The 17374-nt window shown below is 34.6% G+C and carries 15 protein-coding genes; 3 read left to right on the forward strand and 12 right to left on the reverse strand.

The window, feature by feature from the left end; all coding sequences use genetic code 11:
- Positions 1-51: 51 nt before the first annotated feature.
- A complete protein-coding gene (locus tag KTB61_RS08645; RefSeq protein WP_230973690.1) occupies positions 52-708 on the forward strand; it encodes a hypothetical protein in 657 nt (218 codons plus the stop codon).
- A 102-nt stretch (positions 709-810) separates the two neighbouring features.
- On the opposite strand, the gene KTB61_RS08650 is transcribed toward KTB61_RS08645, so the two are convergent.
- The 7 genes from KTB61_RS08650 to KTB61_RS08680 all read right to left on the reverse strand — a co-directional run bounded on the left by KTB61_RS08650 (position 811) and on the right by KTB61_RS08680 (position 10869).
- Complete coding sequence (locus KTB61_RS08650) at positions 811-1365, reverse strand: RNA polymerase sigma factor (RefSeq protein WP_075758643.1); 555 nt, start codon at positions 1363-1365, stop codon at positions 811-813.
- Positions 1366-1498: 133 nt separating this feature from the next.
- Positions 1499-2497, reverse strand: a complete 999-nt coding sequence (gene fliB / locus KTB61_RS08655) for a flagellin lysine-N-methylase (protein ID WP_216697292.1) — start codon at positions 2495-2497, stop codon at positions 1499-1501.
- A 14-nt stretch (positions 2498-2511) separates the two neighbouring features.
- Entirely contained in the window at positions 2512-3165 is a 654-nt protein-coding gene (locus KTB61_RS08660) for a SatD family protein (protein ID WP_216697293.1), read from the reverse strand.
- 148 nt (positions 3166-3313) lie between these two features.
- A complete protein-coding gene (locus KTB61_RS08665) occupies positions 3314-4453 on the reverse strand; it encodes a mannitol-1-phosphate 5-dehydrogenase (RefSeq protein ID WP_216697294.1) in 1140 nt (379 codons plus the stop codon).
- 148 nt (positions 4454-4601) lie between these two features.
- Positions 4602-6479, reverse strand: a complete 1878-nt coding sequence (locus tag KTB61_RS08670; RefSeq protein WP_216697295.1) for a PTS mannitol transporter subunit IICBA — start codon at positions 6477-6479, stop codon at positions 4602-4604.
- The gene (locus tag KTB61_RS08675; protein ID WP_216697296.1) at positions 6476-8587 is read right to left on the reverse strand and encodes a BglG family transcription antiterminator; all 2112 of its coding nucleotides are present in this window, start codon (positions 8585-8587) and stop codon (positions 6476-6478) included. The genes KTB61_RS08670 and KTB61_RS08675 overlap by 4 nt, the downstream gene beginning before the upstream one ends.
- A 170-nt stretch (positions 8588-8757) precedes the next feature.
- Positions 8758-10869 carry a DNA topoisomerase III gene (locus tag KTB61_RS08680; RefSeq protein WP_075758649.1) on the reverse strand — a complete coding sequence of 704 codons (2112 nt, stop codon included), beginning with the start codon at positions 10867-10869 and terminating at the stop codon, positions 8758-8760.
- Between the two features lie 90 nt (positions 10870-10959).
- Here KTB61_RS08680 and yfcE point away from each other — a divergent pair, with 90 nt between their 5' ends.
- Entirely contained in the window at positions 10960-11502 is a 543-nt protein-coding gene (gene yfcE, locus KTB61_RS08685) for a phosphodiesterase (protein WP_075758650.1), read from the forward strand.
- Between the two features lie 69 nt (positions 11503-11571).
- Here the strand turns inward: yfcE and KTB61_RS08690 are convergent, their stop codons facing one another.
- From KTB61_RS08690 to KTB61_RS08700, 3 genes are read right to left on the reverse strand one after another with little or no spacing between them, the layout of a single operon-like run.
- Positions 11572-11832: a hypothetical protein gene (locus KTB61_RS08690; protein ID WP_230973691.1), complete on the reverse strand. Its 261-nt coding sequence runs from the start codon at positions 11830-11832 to the stop codon at positions 11572-11574.
- Positions 11833-11854: 22 nt separating this feature from the next.
- Positions 11855-13228: an aldehyde dehydrogenase gene (locus KTB61_RS08695; RefSeq protein ID WP_216697297.1), complete on the reverse strand. Its 1374-nt coding sequence runs from the start codon at positions 13226-13228 to the stop codon at positions 11855-11857.
- Between the two features lie 58 nt (positions 13229-13286).
- The gene (locus KTB61_RS08700) at positions 13287-14114 is read right to left on the reverse strand and encodes a TrmH family RNA methyltransferase (RefSeq protein ID WP_075758652.1); all 828 of its coding nucleotides are present in this window, start codon (positions 14112-14114) and stop codon (positions 13287-13289) included.
- 126 nt (positions 14115-14240) lie between these two features.
- Between KTB61_RS08700 and KTB61_RS08705 the strand changes: the two genes are divergently transcribed.
- Positions 14241-15995 (forward strand): bifunctional homocysteine S-methyltransferase/methylenetetrahydrofolate reductase, encoded by a 1755-nt coding sequence (locus tag KTB61_RS08705; protein WP_216697298.1) that lies wholly within the window; start codon positions 14241-14243, stop codon positions 15993-15995.
- Positions 15996-16045: 50 nt separating this feature from the next.
- Here the strand turns inward: KTB61_RS08705 and KTB61_RS08710 are convergent, their stop codons facing one another.
- Positions 16046-16294: a hypothetical protein gene (locus tag KTB61_RS08710; RefSeq protein ID WP_075758654.1), complete on the reverse strand. Its 249-nt coding sequence runs from the start codon at positions 16292-16294 to the stop codon at positions 16046-16048.
- 90 nt (positions 16295-16384) lie between these two features.
- Positions 16385-17374, reverse strand: coding sequence for a D-isomer specific 2-hydroxyacid dehydrogenase family protein (locus KTB61_RS08715; protein WP_330656357.1), 990 nt, complete (start codon positions 17372-17374; stop codon positions 16385-16387).

Below are 17374 nucleotides of genomic sequence, written 5' to 3' on the forward strand. Positions count from 1 at the left end.
AATTTTATAATTACAAAGGAATAAAAGAAAGGAAAAAGCAAAATGAAAAGTATGATTTTAAAAAAAGCTTTAGCATGTGTTATTTTAAGCTCTCTGCTTTTATTTTCTCTTAACGGATGTGGGGCCAGAAACATCAAAGATCCTGATAAGACTATGGATGCATTTTATCAGATGATGATTTATCAGGACTGTAATGCTATGACTGATCTTGGAATTGATGCAAAAGAATCAAAGGCTACTGTAGAGGAATATCAGTCTGCAATGATTTCAACTTTTCAAAAAGAATTCTCTGCAGCAGGTGTTGCCATTACTAAAGATCAGGCTAATGATATTCTGGATGCTATTAAGGATAAATTCAGTCAGTTGGATTATAAGATCTCTATTCTGAAAGAGGGAAAAAAAGAAGCAACTGTAAGAGTATCAAGCCACTATATTGATTACCTTAAAATCTTCAAAGAAGCTAAAATAGAAACTATCAACCAATTAAAGCCACAGCATATTGAAAAACTCTCAGATGCAAAGAAACAGTTAGTATCAAATATTATAACAGGATTTCATAATGCAGAGATTTCATCTAATATGCACAGTAAAATCTTTCATCTGAAACTTCAAAAAATCAAAACCGGAAAAGAAACGGTGAAAGTATTTTTCCCAACAGATTATGAGAAAACAGGTTCAGATTTAATCAGATTGGTTACAAAACAGTAAGTAAAAAAAGCGGAGTGTTTTTTATTACATAGAAAATTCAAAGAAATTTCCTATGTAACAAAAATAAAGGTCAATGGTATCATTAAACCATTGGCCTTTTGTTTATTCTATATATTCTCCATCTTCAATCAGAAGCTTTTTTAAATTCTTTCTGGCATCATGACACCTGCTCTTTACAGTACGTTCTGACATTTGAAATAAATCTGCAATTTCTTTGCACTTAAATCCGTATACGTATCGAAAGATTAATATGTCCCTATGATGTTCAGGCAATTTTGCAAATTTTTCTTTCAACAGATGCAGATCAATCATCTGAAGATAACCATTGACTGGATCTTCCACATAATCACCTTCATCACCGTCATCATAAACCAGACTCTCATGTGCATTTTTCTTTTCTGATTCGATAAGAGAGTATGCAGTATTTTTGACCATTGCTTTTAGAAAGTATTGTACTTCATTCTCTGGAACATTTAAAATACTATTGGGATATAACAATGCCTTTTCAAATACTGTCTGCACAATATCCTCTGCCAAATCCGCATTCTTCACATATTGTTTTGCAACGTAAAATAATCTCTTTGAATATGAAACATATAATTGTTCTATGTATCTAACTGTCTTTTTACCTACAGGTTTTCTTTTTCTTAGTTTCATTAATAATCTTCTCTCTCATTTTCAATTTTTACACTTATGCACTATCATTATAAAGTTATATGTACTAATTGTAAATAAGCCAGTGAAAAAATCTTCATATTATTACCAGTTTTTTTATATTTATGTTAAGTTCTTAAAAAGATTCAAATAATATTTCGTCAAATATAATTTCCTGATTTTCATCTGAATATTCGACTTCTTTGGAATAAAGCCGTGGGATATCTTCTTTTATTAACCCCATATTATTTAAATCATTTTCCTGAATAATACGAGCAATTATATGACAACTAATAACTGCAAATTTTACTTTATCAATCATGTTTTTATCATTTATAGCATGCATAAAATGTCGATAAATAAAATAAACAAGAAGCTGTTCATAAAAGATGTCATTGATTTGTATATTCTTTTGTGAATCAGTATTCATTAAAAGCTTCTTCCATGTATCATCCAGGATTTCCAGATTTAATAAGATTGTTTTCCATTGTTCCCAGGACTCTGCAGACGAAGCTTTCTTCCAATGCTTTTGTGTGTTGTCCTGTATATTTATTTCAATCAGATCTAAAGAATGTTTTCCCTGATTTACATAATTTTGCATTTTTTGTGTAAATTCCAGCATAAGGTTAATTCTTTGGCTCATATCTAGTTTCCTATTTTGCAGAATCTCAAATATTTTATTCCTGACATAAAAAATAAACATTTCTTCAAGATTTCCCAAATTATTTCCAGTTTCTAAAAAAGAAACAGGTTCTTTTTGATTTAATATAAGATCTGCAGCTACTTCACAAGACAATCCAATGCCTATTTCCTTTATATCTGCAAATTCATTATAAAATCTTGGATGATCTGTACATATCTGACACAGATGATTTTCTCCCAGTTTAGTAAAAATATCACACAAATTATTTTTATTAAGGAAAGCGCAGCGCCCTTTTTTATCCATTTTAAAGTATGCTGAATCTTCATGAATGATATTATCACATAGTCTTTTGCCAAATTCTCCTTCTACCTGATAGTAATCTTTCAGTGTTTTATCATCGATGTCAATTTCCCATCCTATACAACAATTATTTTTACATTTTGATCCAATACACGAAAAATCTTTATAATAATCTGGTACTCTATATTTCATATCGTTCCTCATTTCTAATGAATCTGCTCAAATGCTTCTGAAAAGTGTTTGATAACTTCATCATAAGTATAAAAATCTGCGTTGGCAAGTCCTTTTTGTACACTTGATTGCGTAATTCCAAGTCTTTTTGCACAGGCTGTCTGTCCGTCATGAAATTCCATATAATCTTTTATAATCTCATGTTGTCTTCTACTCCACCTTTGTTTCATGGAAGTCAGCAGCATAAAAGACATATTCAGTACACTGGTTACTGCTTCATTATCTCCATCACAGATAATATGGTAATTACTTCTTGCAGTTGCACTTTTCATATTTTTTTCTTTTAAGTATTCAATTGCTGTCCATGCATTTTTGAAAGCTTTATTATCAGCTTCCCATAAAGCCGTTTGAGACAAAGTATGCGATGATTTTCCTATCCCGATTCCCCAAATGATTTTTAATGGATATATTTCTTCTTCCAATCCCATTAATATTTCCATCAAATGACTTCCACAATTAAGAAGACCATGAAATTCATCTTCATGAATCATCTTCATGGGTTTTACAAAATCTTTTGAATACTTTTTATTATACCTTTCCAGACTTTGGCTGATTTCCTTATGACAGCCTTTTTTTTCTGCTATCCCTATAATTGCAATATATGGCTCAAAATAAAAAAAGAAAAACATGTCTATCCTCCTTTTAATATTTTACACCTTTTTAATGAATAATAAAAGATTATTCATTAAAAAGGAATAATTTTCTTTTATTCATTATATTAAACATAAAGAAAGGGAGCTGGAAATTTCCAGCTCCTTCTTGGATTCATTTTATAATTTATAATGTGTTATAAATATCTACTACCTGTTCTAATACTGTTTCATTATTAATTCCTGAAATCTCTTTCAATGCGTCTTTTACTCCAAGAGTTTTGATCTTATCCTGAAGTTCTACACTCTGAGGATCATCGGCATTATTATATTTTAATGCTGCTGCAATTCCTGTAAGTAATGCATCTACTGGAAGATTATATTCCAATGCTGTCATTGTAGGTTTTGCCAATCTATCTGTTGCACTTAATTTTCTTAATGGTTCTCTTCCTACACGTGCAGTATCATCAACTAAATATGGATTTTTAAAACGGCTGATAATCTTTTCAATATATTTGAAATGTGCCTCTTTATCAAATCCATATTTGTTTACAAGAGCCATTCCACTCTGTTCCATGGCTTTCTTTACAATTGTGTAGATTTCTTCATCTGCAATACTTTCATCAATTGTTTTGTAACCTTTATAATTTCCAAGGTATGCTGTAATACAATGACCTGTATTTAATGTAAATAATTTTCTTTCGATGTATGCCATTAAATTATCAGCAAGATTCATTCCTTCAATTTTTGGAACTTCTCCTTTGAAAGAAGCCTCTTCTACATTCCATTCGTAGTAGTTTTCAACAACCACATCGATTGGATTATCCAGGCGTACCGGAGGTACAATACGGTCTACAGAACAATCAGGGAATCCCACATATTTATCTGCATATGATTTTTCATCATCATTTAAATGCTCATAAACAGCTTCTTTTAACTGAGAACTTCCTTTAATTGCATTTTCACATGCGATAATGTTTAAATATGCTTCGGAACCAGCTTCTTTTCTTGCAATAATTCCTTTTGCAACAGATGGTGCAATAATTGGAAGAATTCTTAATCCTACAGCTGTTGTAATGATTTCAGCTTCTTTGATTTCATCAATCAATTCTGGTTTTGTAGAATTTACACCGCTAATATCTGTAATTACCTGTTCTTTACTTTCCACATCTTTTACAAATATTGTATATTTTCCATCTTCATTGATTTTATCAATGATTATATCATTAACATCTGCAAATACCACATGATATCCGGCTCCGGAAAGTAAACCTCCGATAAATCCACGTCCAATGTTTCCTGCTCCGAACTGTATTGCTTTCTTCATTTTGCTCCTCCTTTTTGAAAAAAAATTCTGATTTCAACTTAAATTCAATCATTTTCGGTTATTTCCGTTCAATTTTGATCAATTTTGAGTATATTAAAAGTGCATCTATATAAAGTGATGCACTTTTAAATAAATACGGAAGTTTTTCCTACTTGAAAATTTCCATGATTTCATCAACATTCTTTGTTGTCTTCATCATTTCCAGACATTCTGCATCATCAAGAACTTCTGTAATTCTTCCTAAGATTGATAAATGTTCATCTCCAACACCAGCGATACCGATGACTAACTGTGCTTTTTCTCCGCCAAAATCAACGCCATCTGGATACTGAAGAATAACGATACCGCTCTTTTTAACTTTGTTTTTTGCATCTATTGTACCATGAGGAATTGCAATTCCCATTCCCATGTATACAGAAGCTTCTTCGTTACGTTTTATCATTGCCGGAATGTATTCTTCATCTACATATCCTAATTCATTTAACAACTTACCAGCAGCTGTGATTGCATCATTCATAGGAACTGTTTTTAATCCGGTTTTAATACCTTCTTCTACTAAAATCTTGCTGTTGGCTGTTATTGTTTCTTCTGCTGCAGAAGCTGTTTCTTCTACTGCTGGAGCCTCTGATTCAACTGATGTTACCTGAGCATATAACTGATCTAATTTAGGGTCAGCAAGGAAGTTTCCGATGGTAACCATCTGAGCCTGTGGTGCTGCTTTTACTGCACGATCAACTAATATTTCCTGTACAACTGCAATATCACAATCAGCAGGGATATTATCTACAGATGTGTTTGTAACTGTGATATCAGGACGTTGTCCTTTGATACGATTACGGAATTTTGTTGCACCCATTGCAGATGATCCCATACCGGCATCACATGCAAAGATAATCTTCTTGATTTCACCAGCTTTTTTAGGTTCACCATTTGATGCAGGAACAGTCATTCCTTTTGATTCTGCTTTTGCAGCAGCCATATCATTTTGTGCTTCTTCTAAGCTCTTACCGTTTGACATCTTAATAATTGGTGAAGCAACAAGGAAAGATACTCCAGCTGCGATTAAAACACCAATCAGTGTAAATAAAATCTGACTCTTAGGTGACATTGACAGATAAGTGATAATGGAACCTGGAGAAGCAGGTCCTACAAGACCACATCCTGTAATTGTAAACCATGCAATTGCACAAACATTACCAGCGATTGGTGCAATAATTACCAGTGGATTCATCAATACATATGGGAAGTAAATTTCATGAATACCACCAAATAAATGGATGATAATTGCTCCAGGAGCTGAATCTTTTGTTGTTTTATCTTTACAGAATAACCAGTATGCAACTAATACACCAAGACCTGGACCTGGATTAGGCTCTAACATGTACATGATAGATTTACCAGCCTGTGCTGCCTGTTCGATTGCGATTGGTGTAAAAATACCGTGGTTAATTGCATTGTTCAGGAACAATACTTTTGCAGGTTCGATAAAGATTGCTGCCAATGGAAGCATTTTCGCTTTAATCAATACATTTACACCTGCTGTTAAGATTGCTAAAATAGCACTCATAAATGGTCCGATTAAGTAATATCCGATAATTGCTACAAGCATACCAAGGATACCAACAGAGAAGTTATTGATTAACATCTCAAATCCAGCTGGCATACGAGTTTCCATAAATTTATCAAATTTTTTGATCACCCATCCAGCGAAAGGTCCCATAACCATGGCACCCATCAGCATCGGCTGTCCTTTTAAACCACCAACACCTGCAATACAACCCATAACGGCAATGGCACCCATAACACCGCCACGATCTCCACCTACCATTTTACCACCAGTATAAGCAATTAATGCTGGTAAAAGGAAATACAGCATATAAGGCTGAATAGATGCAAGTTTTTCATTAGGAAGCCATCCATCAGCAATAAATAAAGCTGTGATAAGACCCCATGCGATAAATGCACCAATGTTTGGCATAACCATGGCACTCAAAAATTTACCAAACTTTTGTACTTTGTTCTTCATGTTTGTGTTCCTCCTTCTTTTCCCTTTTTTCTCATGATCTTTTCATAGTAGTTTCCAAGGCATATTTCCAGCTGTGCCTCAACAGCATTACGATTTTTATTCATCAAATATGTAATAATCTGATCTTTTTCAGCCAGGGCACCGCTGATTTCACTCATAATCTCCCTGTATACTGCATGATTATTTACAGATGGGATCAACATAATAATTGCTCCACAGATTGTCTGTCCTCCCTCACTGAAATCCTGTTTCAATGAAATATATCCAAATCTACAGTGCTTCACACCTTTTGTTTCACAATGCAAAAACAGTATATTTACAGTTGGAATATAGGTTGTGGAAATATCCTCTCTCTTCTTCAAATCCCTTTTGATCATATCTGCAAGTTCCTCACTCCTTGCAAATAAATTTCCAGCACACATAATCAAATTTTCTTTACTTTTTACGGATTCTTCTGAAGATATTTTGATATTATCCAATACCTGTAATATTTCCTGTCCAAGAAGCACCATATAATCAATGTCAGCTCTTCTTATTTTATGTCTGCTTTTTGCCTGTTTTTGCTTCTTTAAAGGTTTTGATTTCTTCACTCCCTTTAATGCTTTTCGAATCAGAAGCTTATCTGGTTCCGGAAGCACTGAATTTACAAATACATTGGGAAATGAAGTCTCTAACTCTGCTGTTGAAATAATAAGGTCAATATTCTGCTCTTCAAGTTTGAATGGATCAATATCTGCTGTTGAAATAATCTGTCGTACCATAATTTCAGGAAATTCTTTTTGAAGATGCACAGAAAGCATATGTGATGTTCCTACTCCATGAGGACATGCTATACAAACTGATACTTTTTCTTCTTCTGCATACTTCTTTTCCATAGCAACAGAAAAATATAGTGCGATAAATCCTAATTCACCTTCTGAAATTTGATCAACTTCCAGTTCATTTTTAAGAAATTCACAAGCTGTAATAGTTGCTTCATAGATTTCTTTATATTTTTCTTTCAGTATTTCAAGATGTCCATTTTCTGTAAACAGATTCATCTTTATTCGATTTAATGCCGGTCTCATATGGTTACATAAACCATCAATCAGCACAGGATTATCTAAAAAATCTGTTTCCAGCAACTTCTCCATGTTCAGAACAATTTTTATTACAATTTGTCTGACATGAAAGTTTTCTTCGTCATATTTACTGTCATTCTTATTTTTCCATATTTTTGCACATAAAAGCTGAAGTGTAATATTATAAACTTCTCCATCAGAAACCTGATTTCCTGTCAGCATTCCGATTTTACTGCCAATCCAATTAGCAACCTGACATTCTGGAAGGTGCATCATGGACAATAAATCTTTTCCGTCTTCCCTGATTTCCCATCCTCTGCTGATCCGGCAAATCGTAAGAATAAAATATAAGGATAAATGAATTTCTGATCGTTCAGTATACTGAATATCCAAAACATTTTGAGTCTCTCTGATAATCAGCTGTACTTCCTGTAAAATCTGTTCACTTAATCCATGAAATAATTTTTCTTCTGGAATTTCATCATTGTCCAGCAAGCTTTTTAAATGTTTATTTGTCAGCATTTTTCTTAAAAGAATGATAACCGTCTGGCGGAAATCTTCTTCTTTGCCTTCCCAATAGATTCCGATTCCTGCTTTTCTATACAGTCTCAGATTATAATGATTTATCCATTGTTCTATCTCATCCAAATCATTAGTAAGTGTTCCATCTGAAATATGAAAAAGGGATGTAAAATAAAAATATTTTAATGGTTGGTTTTCTGACAAAATTTCCAGTAAAATCCTATCCTGGCGTTGACTTTTCGTATAACCAGACTGATTCTGATCCATCTGAAGAAGTTCCTGAAGGAATTGTCTCGTTTCCTTATCCTCGTCTACATAAAGACCTACTCTAGGTTTTTTTACAAGATGAAAATCATTTTCTTCAAACCATGCATCGATTTGATTCATCTCTCTTAGAATTGTACGTGAGCTGAGTTTTAACTTCTCCGAAATAGCTTGAACTGTTACGGGATTATCTGCTGTAAACTGAGCCAGCATTTCAATGATCATTTTTTGTCTCTGGGTTAATCCGGATTTTTTTTTCAATTATTTCCACCCCTTTCATGTATAATTATATATATATGTTCGCATCTGCACAACTAATTGATATAGCAATTTTGTCTGTATAAAATAGTGACATGAAATGGTGACATTTTTGAATCATGACACAAAAAAATCCCCTTTCGCAAAACCAAAAGGGGATTTGAATAAATTTTTTAAAATTTTATTTTTGAAAGAGCTTCCGCAAATGCATTATTAATTGGTGCTTCTGACTCTTTTTGCTGTTTTTTCAGATAGCGATTTACTTCTTTCCTGCTCATTCCAGCTCCTTCTTTTTTCTTTCGTTCCTGGAATGCAGATAATTTTTCTTTGTGTCCACATATACAAACAAATTTCTTATTATCTCCTTCTCCTACCAGTTCCATCTTCTTATGACAAACAGGACAGCGAGCATTAGTTGTTTTAGACACGGTTTTTTTATATCCGCAGTTTCGATCCTGACAAACCAGAAGTTTTCCATGTTTTCCTTGAACTGAGAGAAGGAATTTCCCGCATTCCGGACACTTATGACGGGTTACATTATCATGGCGGAATTTTCCATCAGATGATTTAATGTCCTGGATCAATGCTTCTGTATAATTCCTGATTTCTTTCATAAATTTCTGATCATTTTCTTTTCCTTTGGAAATTGCTGTAAGCTTCTGTTCCCAATCTGCCGTCAGATCAGCTTTTTTCAAATCATCTGGCACCAGCTCAAGAAGCTGCTTCCCTTTAGAAGTAATAATAATATCGTTACCCTTCTTTTCTAATAAATAACTTCGAAATAATTTATCAATGATATCCGCTCTGGTGGCAACAGTTCCCAGTCCTTTTTTATCCATCTGATCAATTAATGTTCCTTCTGTATACCTGGCAGGTGCATTTGTTTTACCCTCTGTCATTAAAATTGAACCTACTATATACTGTTTTCCTTTGGCTGGAAGTTCCGGAATTTCGGTAATGATATTTCCATCTTTTTCTTCTTCCTGATAAAGTTCCTTCCATCCAGGATTTTTCATTAATATTACTTTTGACCGAAGACGTTGTCCCTGGATTTCTCCATAAATCTGAATCTGCTCAGAAATTGAAGGTTCCATAAGAACAGCCATAAATCTTTTTACTACCATATCATATATTTTCCTTTCATCTGCCGACATGGAAGATAACTGCACATATTGTTCAGTAGGAATGATTGCATGATGATCAGATACCTTTGCATTATTTATAAAACGTTTATTAGATTTTATATCTTTTCTCATTAATTTTGCTGCTGCTTTTTTGTATGGACCAACACCACATGCTTTTATTCTTTCTTTTAAGGTATCTGTCATGTCACTGGTCAGATACCTGGAATCTGTTCTTGGATAAGTCAGGACTTTATGATGTTCATAAAGAGACTGCATAAGATTTAAAGTCTGTTTTGGTGAAAATCCGTATTTTCTGCTTGCCTCTTTTTGCAAGGTAGTCAGATCATACAGCTCTGGTCCATAGGATTTCTTCTCTTTCCGACTGACTTCTTTTACAGTTAGATTACCGCTTTTTAATACTTTGCCAATCTCTTCTGATTTCTTTTTATCAAATATTCTTTGATTTCCATTGGAATTTTCCCATATAAAGCTCATACCAGAGGCTGTCACTTTCCATCCATAATATATCTCTGGTTTAAAAGTCCGGATTTCCTTTTCACGTTCTTCAATCATTGCCAATGTTGGAGTTTGGACACGACCACAGGATAGCTGTGCATTATATTTGCAGGTTAAAGCTCTGGTTGCATTGATTCCAACAAGCCAGTCTGCCTCTGCACGTGATCGTGCTGCACGAAAAAGCGCATCATAATCTTTTCCGTTTTTTAAATGGGCAAACCCATCCTTGATTGCCTTGTCTGTTACAGAAGATATCCATAAACGATAAATTGGTTTCTTATTACCAGACATCTGCAAAATCCATCTTGCCACCAGTTCACCCTCTCTTCCGGCATCTGTCGCAATAACGATATCAGAAATGTCATTTCTTAATATCAGCTTTTTCACTGCCTGAAACTGTTTTGATGTCTGACGTAATACTGTAAGCTTCCAATGCTTTGGCATCATAGGCAAAGTTTCCAAATTCCAGGTTTTGTATTCATTACCATACTGTTCAGGATCAGCCAGAGATACGAGATGTCCCAGTGCCCATGTGACAATGTAGTTCTTCCCTTCAATATAACTATGTGATTGGTTATTACATCCCAGTACCCTTGCAATATCCCTTGCAACAGATGGTTTTTCAGCTAAAACAAGTCGTTTCATTGTTATTTCCCTTCCTAAACTGGTATTTTTTTATAATCTTTATTATAATAATAGAAATTATAAAAATAATCTACAGAAGAGGTGAAATTTATGAGACTTATGATTGCATCGGATATTCATGGTTCTGCCTATTATTGCCAAAAACTAATGGCTGCTTTTGAAAAAGAAACACCTGATAAGCTTTTGCTTTTAGGAGATCTTTTATATCATGGCCCGAGAAACGATCTTCCCAGAGATTATCAGCCTAAGGAAGTAATTTCCATGCTAAATACACATTGTCAGCAAATTATCTGTGTCAGAGGGAATTGTGAAGCGGAAGTTGATCAGATGGTTCTTGAATTTCCTATTATGAGTGATTCCTGCATTTTATTTCACGAACATCATATGATATTTGCTACTCACGGACATATTTATAATCCACAGCATCCACCAAAACTTCATTCGGGAGATATTCTTTTAAACGGACATACCCATGTATCCTGCTGCAAAGAATATGATGATTTTCTCTATATCAATCCAGGCTCTGTCTCCATTCCAAAAGAAGATACTCCAAATGGATATATTCTTTTCAATGATGAAGAAATCTTATGGAAAAATTTAGATGGAAAAATTTATAAAACATATAGGATTTAAAAACAAAAAAGAGGGCAAAAGCGCCCTCTTTTTAACAAAAATCAATTGATATTAAATACTACTATATAATTACAGTTTACAGATATCAGCTATTGTATCAAATGGAATCCCTTCATTTTCTCCATTTTCATCTTTATGCACAAATACAATATCATCTTCTTCTGTATAGCGTGCATACTCAATCTGCATAAAATCTCCTTTGATTTTTCTTCCGTTTAATGTTTCTACTATAATTTTATCATTCTGAGAAATAAACAGTTCTTCTTCTTTCCCTGTTTCATCCTCTTTTACAATTTTTACTCCTGGCAATACACTTTTAAAATCAATCATTTTATTTTCTCCTTTGTAATTTTTAATATTTTATCAAATGGCGCATGGTCCATTCTTTGATTTTTCCGTAAGGCTGATATCTTACCGACACATCAAATTTTTGTGATTTCCTGACGATGCTCTTTTTGTGACTGAATGTATCAAAGCTAGATTTACCATGGTAAGCACCCATACCACTTTCTCCAACACCACCAAATCCTAATTCAGAAGATGCCAGATGAATGATTGTATCATTGATACATCCGCCACCAAATGGAATATGCTCCATAATATCTTTTTCCATTTTTTTGTTTTTAGTAAAAAGATATAATGCCAGAGGTTTTGGCTGTGATCTCAAGTATTTTTTTACTTCCTGAATTTTATTGTATGAAAGAATAGGAAGTACTGGACCAAAAATTTCCTCCTTCATGATAGCAGAGTCCTTCTCTATCCGGGTAAGTATTGTAGGTGCAATTTTTCTGGTCAAACCATCTCCATAACCACCTTCCACTATAAAGCCGCTTTTCATAAGTCTGATAATTCGTTGATAATGTCTGGAATTTATAATTCTTGGATAATCAGAATTCGTCAACGGGTTGGCGCCATACATTTTATGAATCCAATATCTTAAATAGACAATAAGCTCTTTTTCCACTTTTTGATTCACCAGGATATAATCCGGAGCGACACATGTCTGCCCTGCATTCAGATATTTCCCAAATACAATCCGCTTAGCAGCCAATTTTAGATTTGCTGTTTCATCCACAATACAGGGACTCTTACCGCCCAATTCTAAAGTAACTGGTGTCAGATTTACAGAAGATTTCTCCATGACTAATTTTCCAACGGCTACACTTCCAGTAAAGAAAATATAATCAAACTTCTGATTCAGCAACTCCTGACTTTCCTTCTGTCCACCAGTGACCACTGTTACAAAACTCTCTGGAAATATGTCCTCTATCATATTCTCTATTACCTTGGATGTATTTTGAGAATACTCTGATGGCTTTAAAATACAGCAGTTTCCCGCCCCGATAGCTCCTATCAATGGTTCCAGTGTCAAAAGTAACGGATAATTCCATGGAGACATAATCAAGACAACTCCGTACGGCTCGGATATAATAAAGCTTTTTGCCGGGAATTGAGCCAACGGTGTTTTAACTGATTTTGGTTTCATCCATGATTTTAGATGTTTCTTTACATAACGAATTTCATTGAGCACCATAGCAATCTCTGTCATATAAGATTCATAAGGGGATTTATTCAGATCTTGTCTTAGTGCTTTATAGAACTGCTTCTCATACTTATGAATCCCATATTCCAAACGATTTAAGGCCCTGATTCGAAATTCGTAGGAATTTGTTTTTCCTTTGTTATAAAATTGTCTTTGCTTATTAATGATATTTTTTATGCTCATAAAACTATTCTAGCATGAATTATTTAATATTCAATGTCCTTTTTATTATTCTGGTTTACTATTTTACAAAACCTAGCTGCCAGAACGCAACTGCACTTGCTGCTGCTACATTCAGCGAATCTACACCATGAGACATTGGTATCCGAATGGTATAATCACAATTAGCAATGGTATCGGAGACCAGTCCATCTCCTTCTGTTCCAAGAATAATCGCCAGCTTTTCTTCAGACATAACTTCTGGATCATTAATTGGAACCGAATGATCACTCAGCGCCATGGCTGCAGTTTTAAAATTCATATTATTCAGCAGGTGAATCCCATCTTCCGGCCATATAGATTGTTCGTCAAAAAAAGTCCAGGGAATCTGGAATACCGTTCCCATGCTGACTCTGATTGATCGTCGATATAACGGATTACTGCAGCCTTTTGTCAGTAAAATTCCATCCATATTCAATGCAGCAGCAGAACGGAAAATCGCTCCTACATTGGTAGGATTCATGACATTTTCTAAAACAACGATACGCCTTGCATTTTTGCATACCTGTTCTACCGTTGGTAATTTAGGACGATACATGGCACATAACATGCCGCGGGTTAATTTGAAACCGGTAAGTCTGGTCAATATATCAAATTCTGCTGTATAAACAGGGATGTCACCGCATCGTTCAATCAAAGTCTTTGCCTGGGTTTCTAAATGTTTCCGTTCACATAAAAACGAAATAGGAACACATCCGGCATCCAATGCAGTTTCAATGACTTTGGGACTTTCTGCGATAAATATCCCCTTTTCCGGTTCATGACGATTTAAAAGCTGTGCTTCGGTAAATCTTGCATAAATGTCAAGTTCTTTTGCGGTAAAATCAGTTATTTCTATAATATTAGACATAAATATCTCCCTTATATGATTCTTATCATCTTTATTATAAAATTATTCTAGCATGATTTACTTAATTTTCAACTTTCTTTGTGCTAAAATATTTTGGATGATAAACATGAAAGGAAAATCTTACAAATGACGATTCAGGAATATTTAAAGCATCATAAACTGATTACCGATGGTGCTTTTGGAACCTATTATTCAAATAAGTACTCTACTCAGGAAATCCCGGAAACTGCAAATATCACACATCCGGACAGAGTTCTGGACATCCATAGATCTTACATAAATGCTGGAGCCAGGCTCATTCGTACCAATACATTTGCCGCAAATACTTTATTACTGCAGACGGACTTGCAAAAAGTCAAAGAAAATATCCGTGCTGCTGTAAAAATTGCAAATGATGCAATTCAGGAATCAGAACATACTGTTTACATTGCAGGTGATATTGGTCCAATTCCAAATTATCAATATGCCCAGGAGCAATATCTGGAAATTGCAAAAACGTTTCTGGAAGAAGGCGTTGATATCTTATCATTTGAAACCTTTGCTGATATGGAACAAATTCTTCCTGTGATTCAAAAGATAAAACATAAAGATTTATTTATCATGGTACAGTTTAGTGTCAATCAGTTTGGTTACAGCAATTCCGGTTTAAGTGCCCGAAGATTAATTCAGGAAGCTTCCTGCGTTGATGAAATAGATGCCGTAGGATTAAATTGCGGTGTGGGTCCCGGACACATGGCACAGATTTTAGATAAAATAAATTTAGATCATGGGAAATTTGCAATTGCTCTGCCTAATGCCGGATATCCAAAACTGATTCGGAATCATATGCAATTTACAGATAATCAACATTATTTTGTCTTAAAAGTCCAGGAGATGGCAGAAAAAGGAATGGATATTGTTGGAGGATGCTGTGGTACCAATCCAGACTATATTCAAAAATTATCTGCAATTCTAGATATTGCCCAAAACCCCAAAAAAACTTCCACAGCACAAAACAAATCGCCGGAAAAACAAATGATAAAACATGGTTTCTTCTGTAATCCGGATGGCTCGTTGAAAAAGAAAAAACTAATTGCTGTAGAGCTGGCTCCTCCAGCTAATGTCGATGATGAAAAAATAATGGATGCTGCTCATATTTTGAAAAAATCCGGTGTAGATGTTGTTACCTTCCCAGATTCACCTTCTGGACGTACCCGTATTGATTCTGTCCTTATGGCAGAAAAAGTCAAACGGGAAACCAATTTAAATGTTATGCCTCATATCTGCTGCCGGGATAAAAATGCTATTGCCATACGTTCTCTTTTAATGGGGGCACAAATTAACGATATAGACAATATGCTGGTTATTACCGGTGACCCTATTCCGGTGGTCATAAGACAAACAGTCAAAGGTGTTTTTAACTTTGATGCCGTCGGACTTATGAACATTATCAAAGATATGAATGAGGAAATTTTTACAAATCATTCGATTGTCTATGGAGGTGCTATCAATCAGGGACGGCCAAATCTGGAAGTAGAAATCAAACGAGTCAGACGAAAAATAGATGCAGGCGCAGAATTCTTCTTTACACAGCCGGTATTCTCCAAAGCCGAAGCTGACCGCATCCGTACGATCAAAAAAGAAACCGGAGCAAGAATCCTGTGCGGTATTATGCCATTGATCAGACGACGAAATGCATTATTTATGAAAAATGAAATTGCCGGAATTGCTGTTACCGATGAAATTGTAAACCGTTATCCGGAAAACGGTACCAGAGAAGAAGGAGAATCTGTCGGAATATCTATTGCCAAAGAAGTCATTTCTTATACAGAAGATTTTGTCGATGGATATTACTTCTCCTTCCCATTCAACAAAGTCTATTTACTTGATAAAATCCTATAATATAAAAACAAGCGATGCTTCATGACTTTATGTTACATCGCTTGTTTTTATTATGACTTTATTTTATTATTTGTTTTTATAAAATATTCTTTCCCAAAATACTTCACCTTGTCAAATTTTCGAAATCCACATATCTTACCCGTAGTAATCGTTTGTTCTGAGCGAATCCCTTTTGTTTGCTGATAGTCACCTTTCGATATACATTTCTTTACATACAGCCGGTTTGCTTTGATATGGATTGGATTTAATCCTATTGCTATTACACAAGCATCTATATGATGGTCTTTTGCTAATCCCATAGACAGTCTGTTTGCTTTTGTGACCATATCACATCAAACTATTTAACAGAAGCCCATTCCCTTTAGGGGATGGGTAGTTCACTTTCTGGACTATATAATCCTTCTTGGATTATTTGCTCCCATAATTTCTGCCTTACAGCTTTCCAGAGAATATTCAATCATATCACTAACTGCTTCATCGGTAAAAAATGCCGTATGTGGTGTCATTAGAACATTGGGCATTGTACTTAAAATTGCCATATCATGATTGGCAGTTACCGTATACTTATAATCTTTATAATAAATTTTTCCTTCATTTTCAATAACATCCAAAGCCGCTGCTGCAACTTTCCCTGATTCTAACGCCTCTACCAAAGCATCTGTATCAATCAGGGAACCTCGTGCCATGTTAATCAGCATGACTCCTTTTTTCATTTTTTTCAGTGATTCCTGATTTACCATATGATATGTACTTTCCACCGCTGGAGTATGGAAAGTGATGATATCTGAACTTTTCCATATCCCATCTAAATCCACATAATCCGCATAATGTTTAACAGATTCTTTTTCATAAGGATCATAAGCTAAAATTTTACATCCAAAACCACTAAGATTCTGAATTACCATTTCACCGATTTTACCGATTCCTACAACTCCAACGGTCATATTTCTTAACACTCTTCCACGGACTTCCAATAAGGAATAATCCTGAACCTGATATCTGGTCAGAATTGTTTTCATTTTTCGAATCGTCATTAAAATAGTCATAACCGTATATTCTGCCACCGTATGTGGTGTATAACTGACATTGGATATTGTAATTCCCAGCTTTCTTGCATAATCCAGATCAATATGATCATATCCCACGGTTCTGGTAGAAATCGTACGAATTCCACGCATTTTCCATGCATCTAATAATTCTTTGCCAATTGGTGTGGTAATGACACTGGCTGCCTGACAATTTTCAACGACTTGAAGATTCTCTAAGGTTGGTGGTTCCGATGTTATGGATAATTCTACATGAAATTTCCTTGCATACTCATTAAAAAATTCTTTCTCATCCGGTCGACAACTAAAAACTGCTACTTTCAATGATTTCAT

The organism is Anaerostipes faecalis, assembly GCF_018982945.1.
GTDB classification, from domain to species: domain Bacteria; phylum Bacillota; class Clostridia; order Lachnospirales; family Lachnospiraceae; genus Anaerostipes; species Anaerostipes faecalis.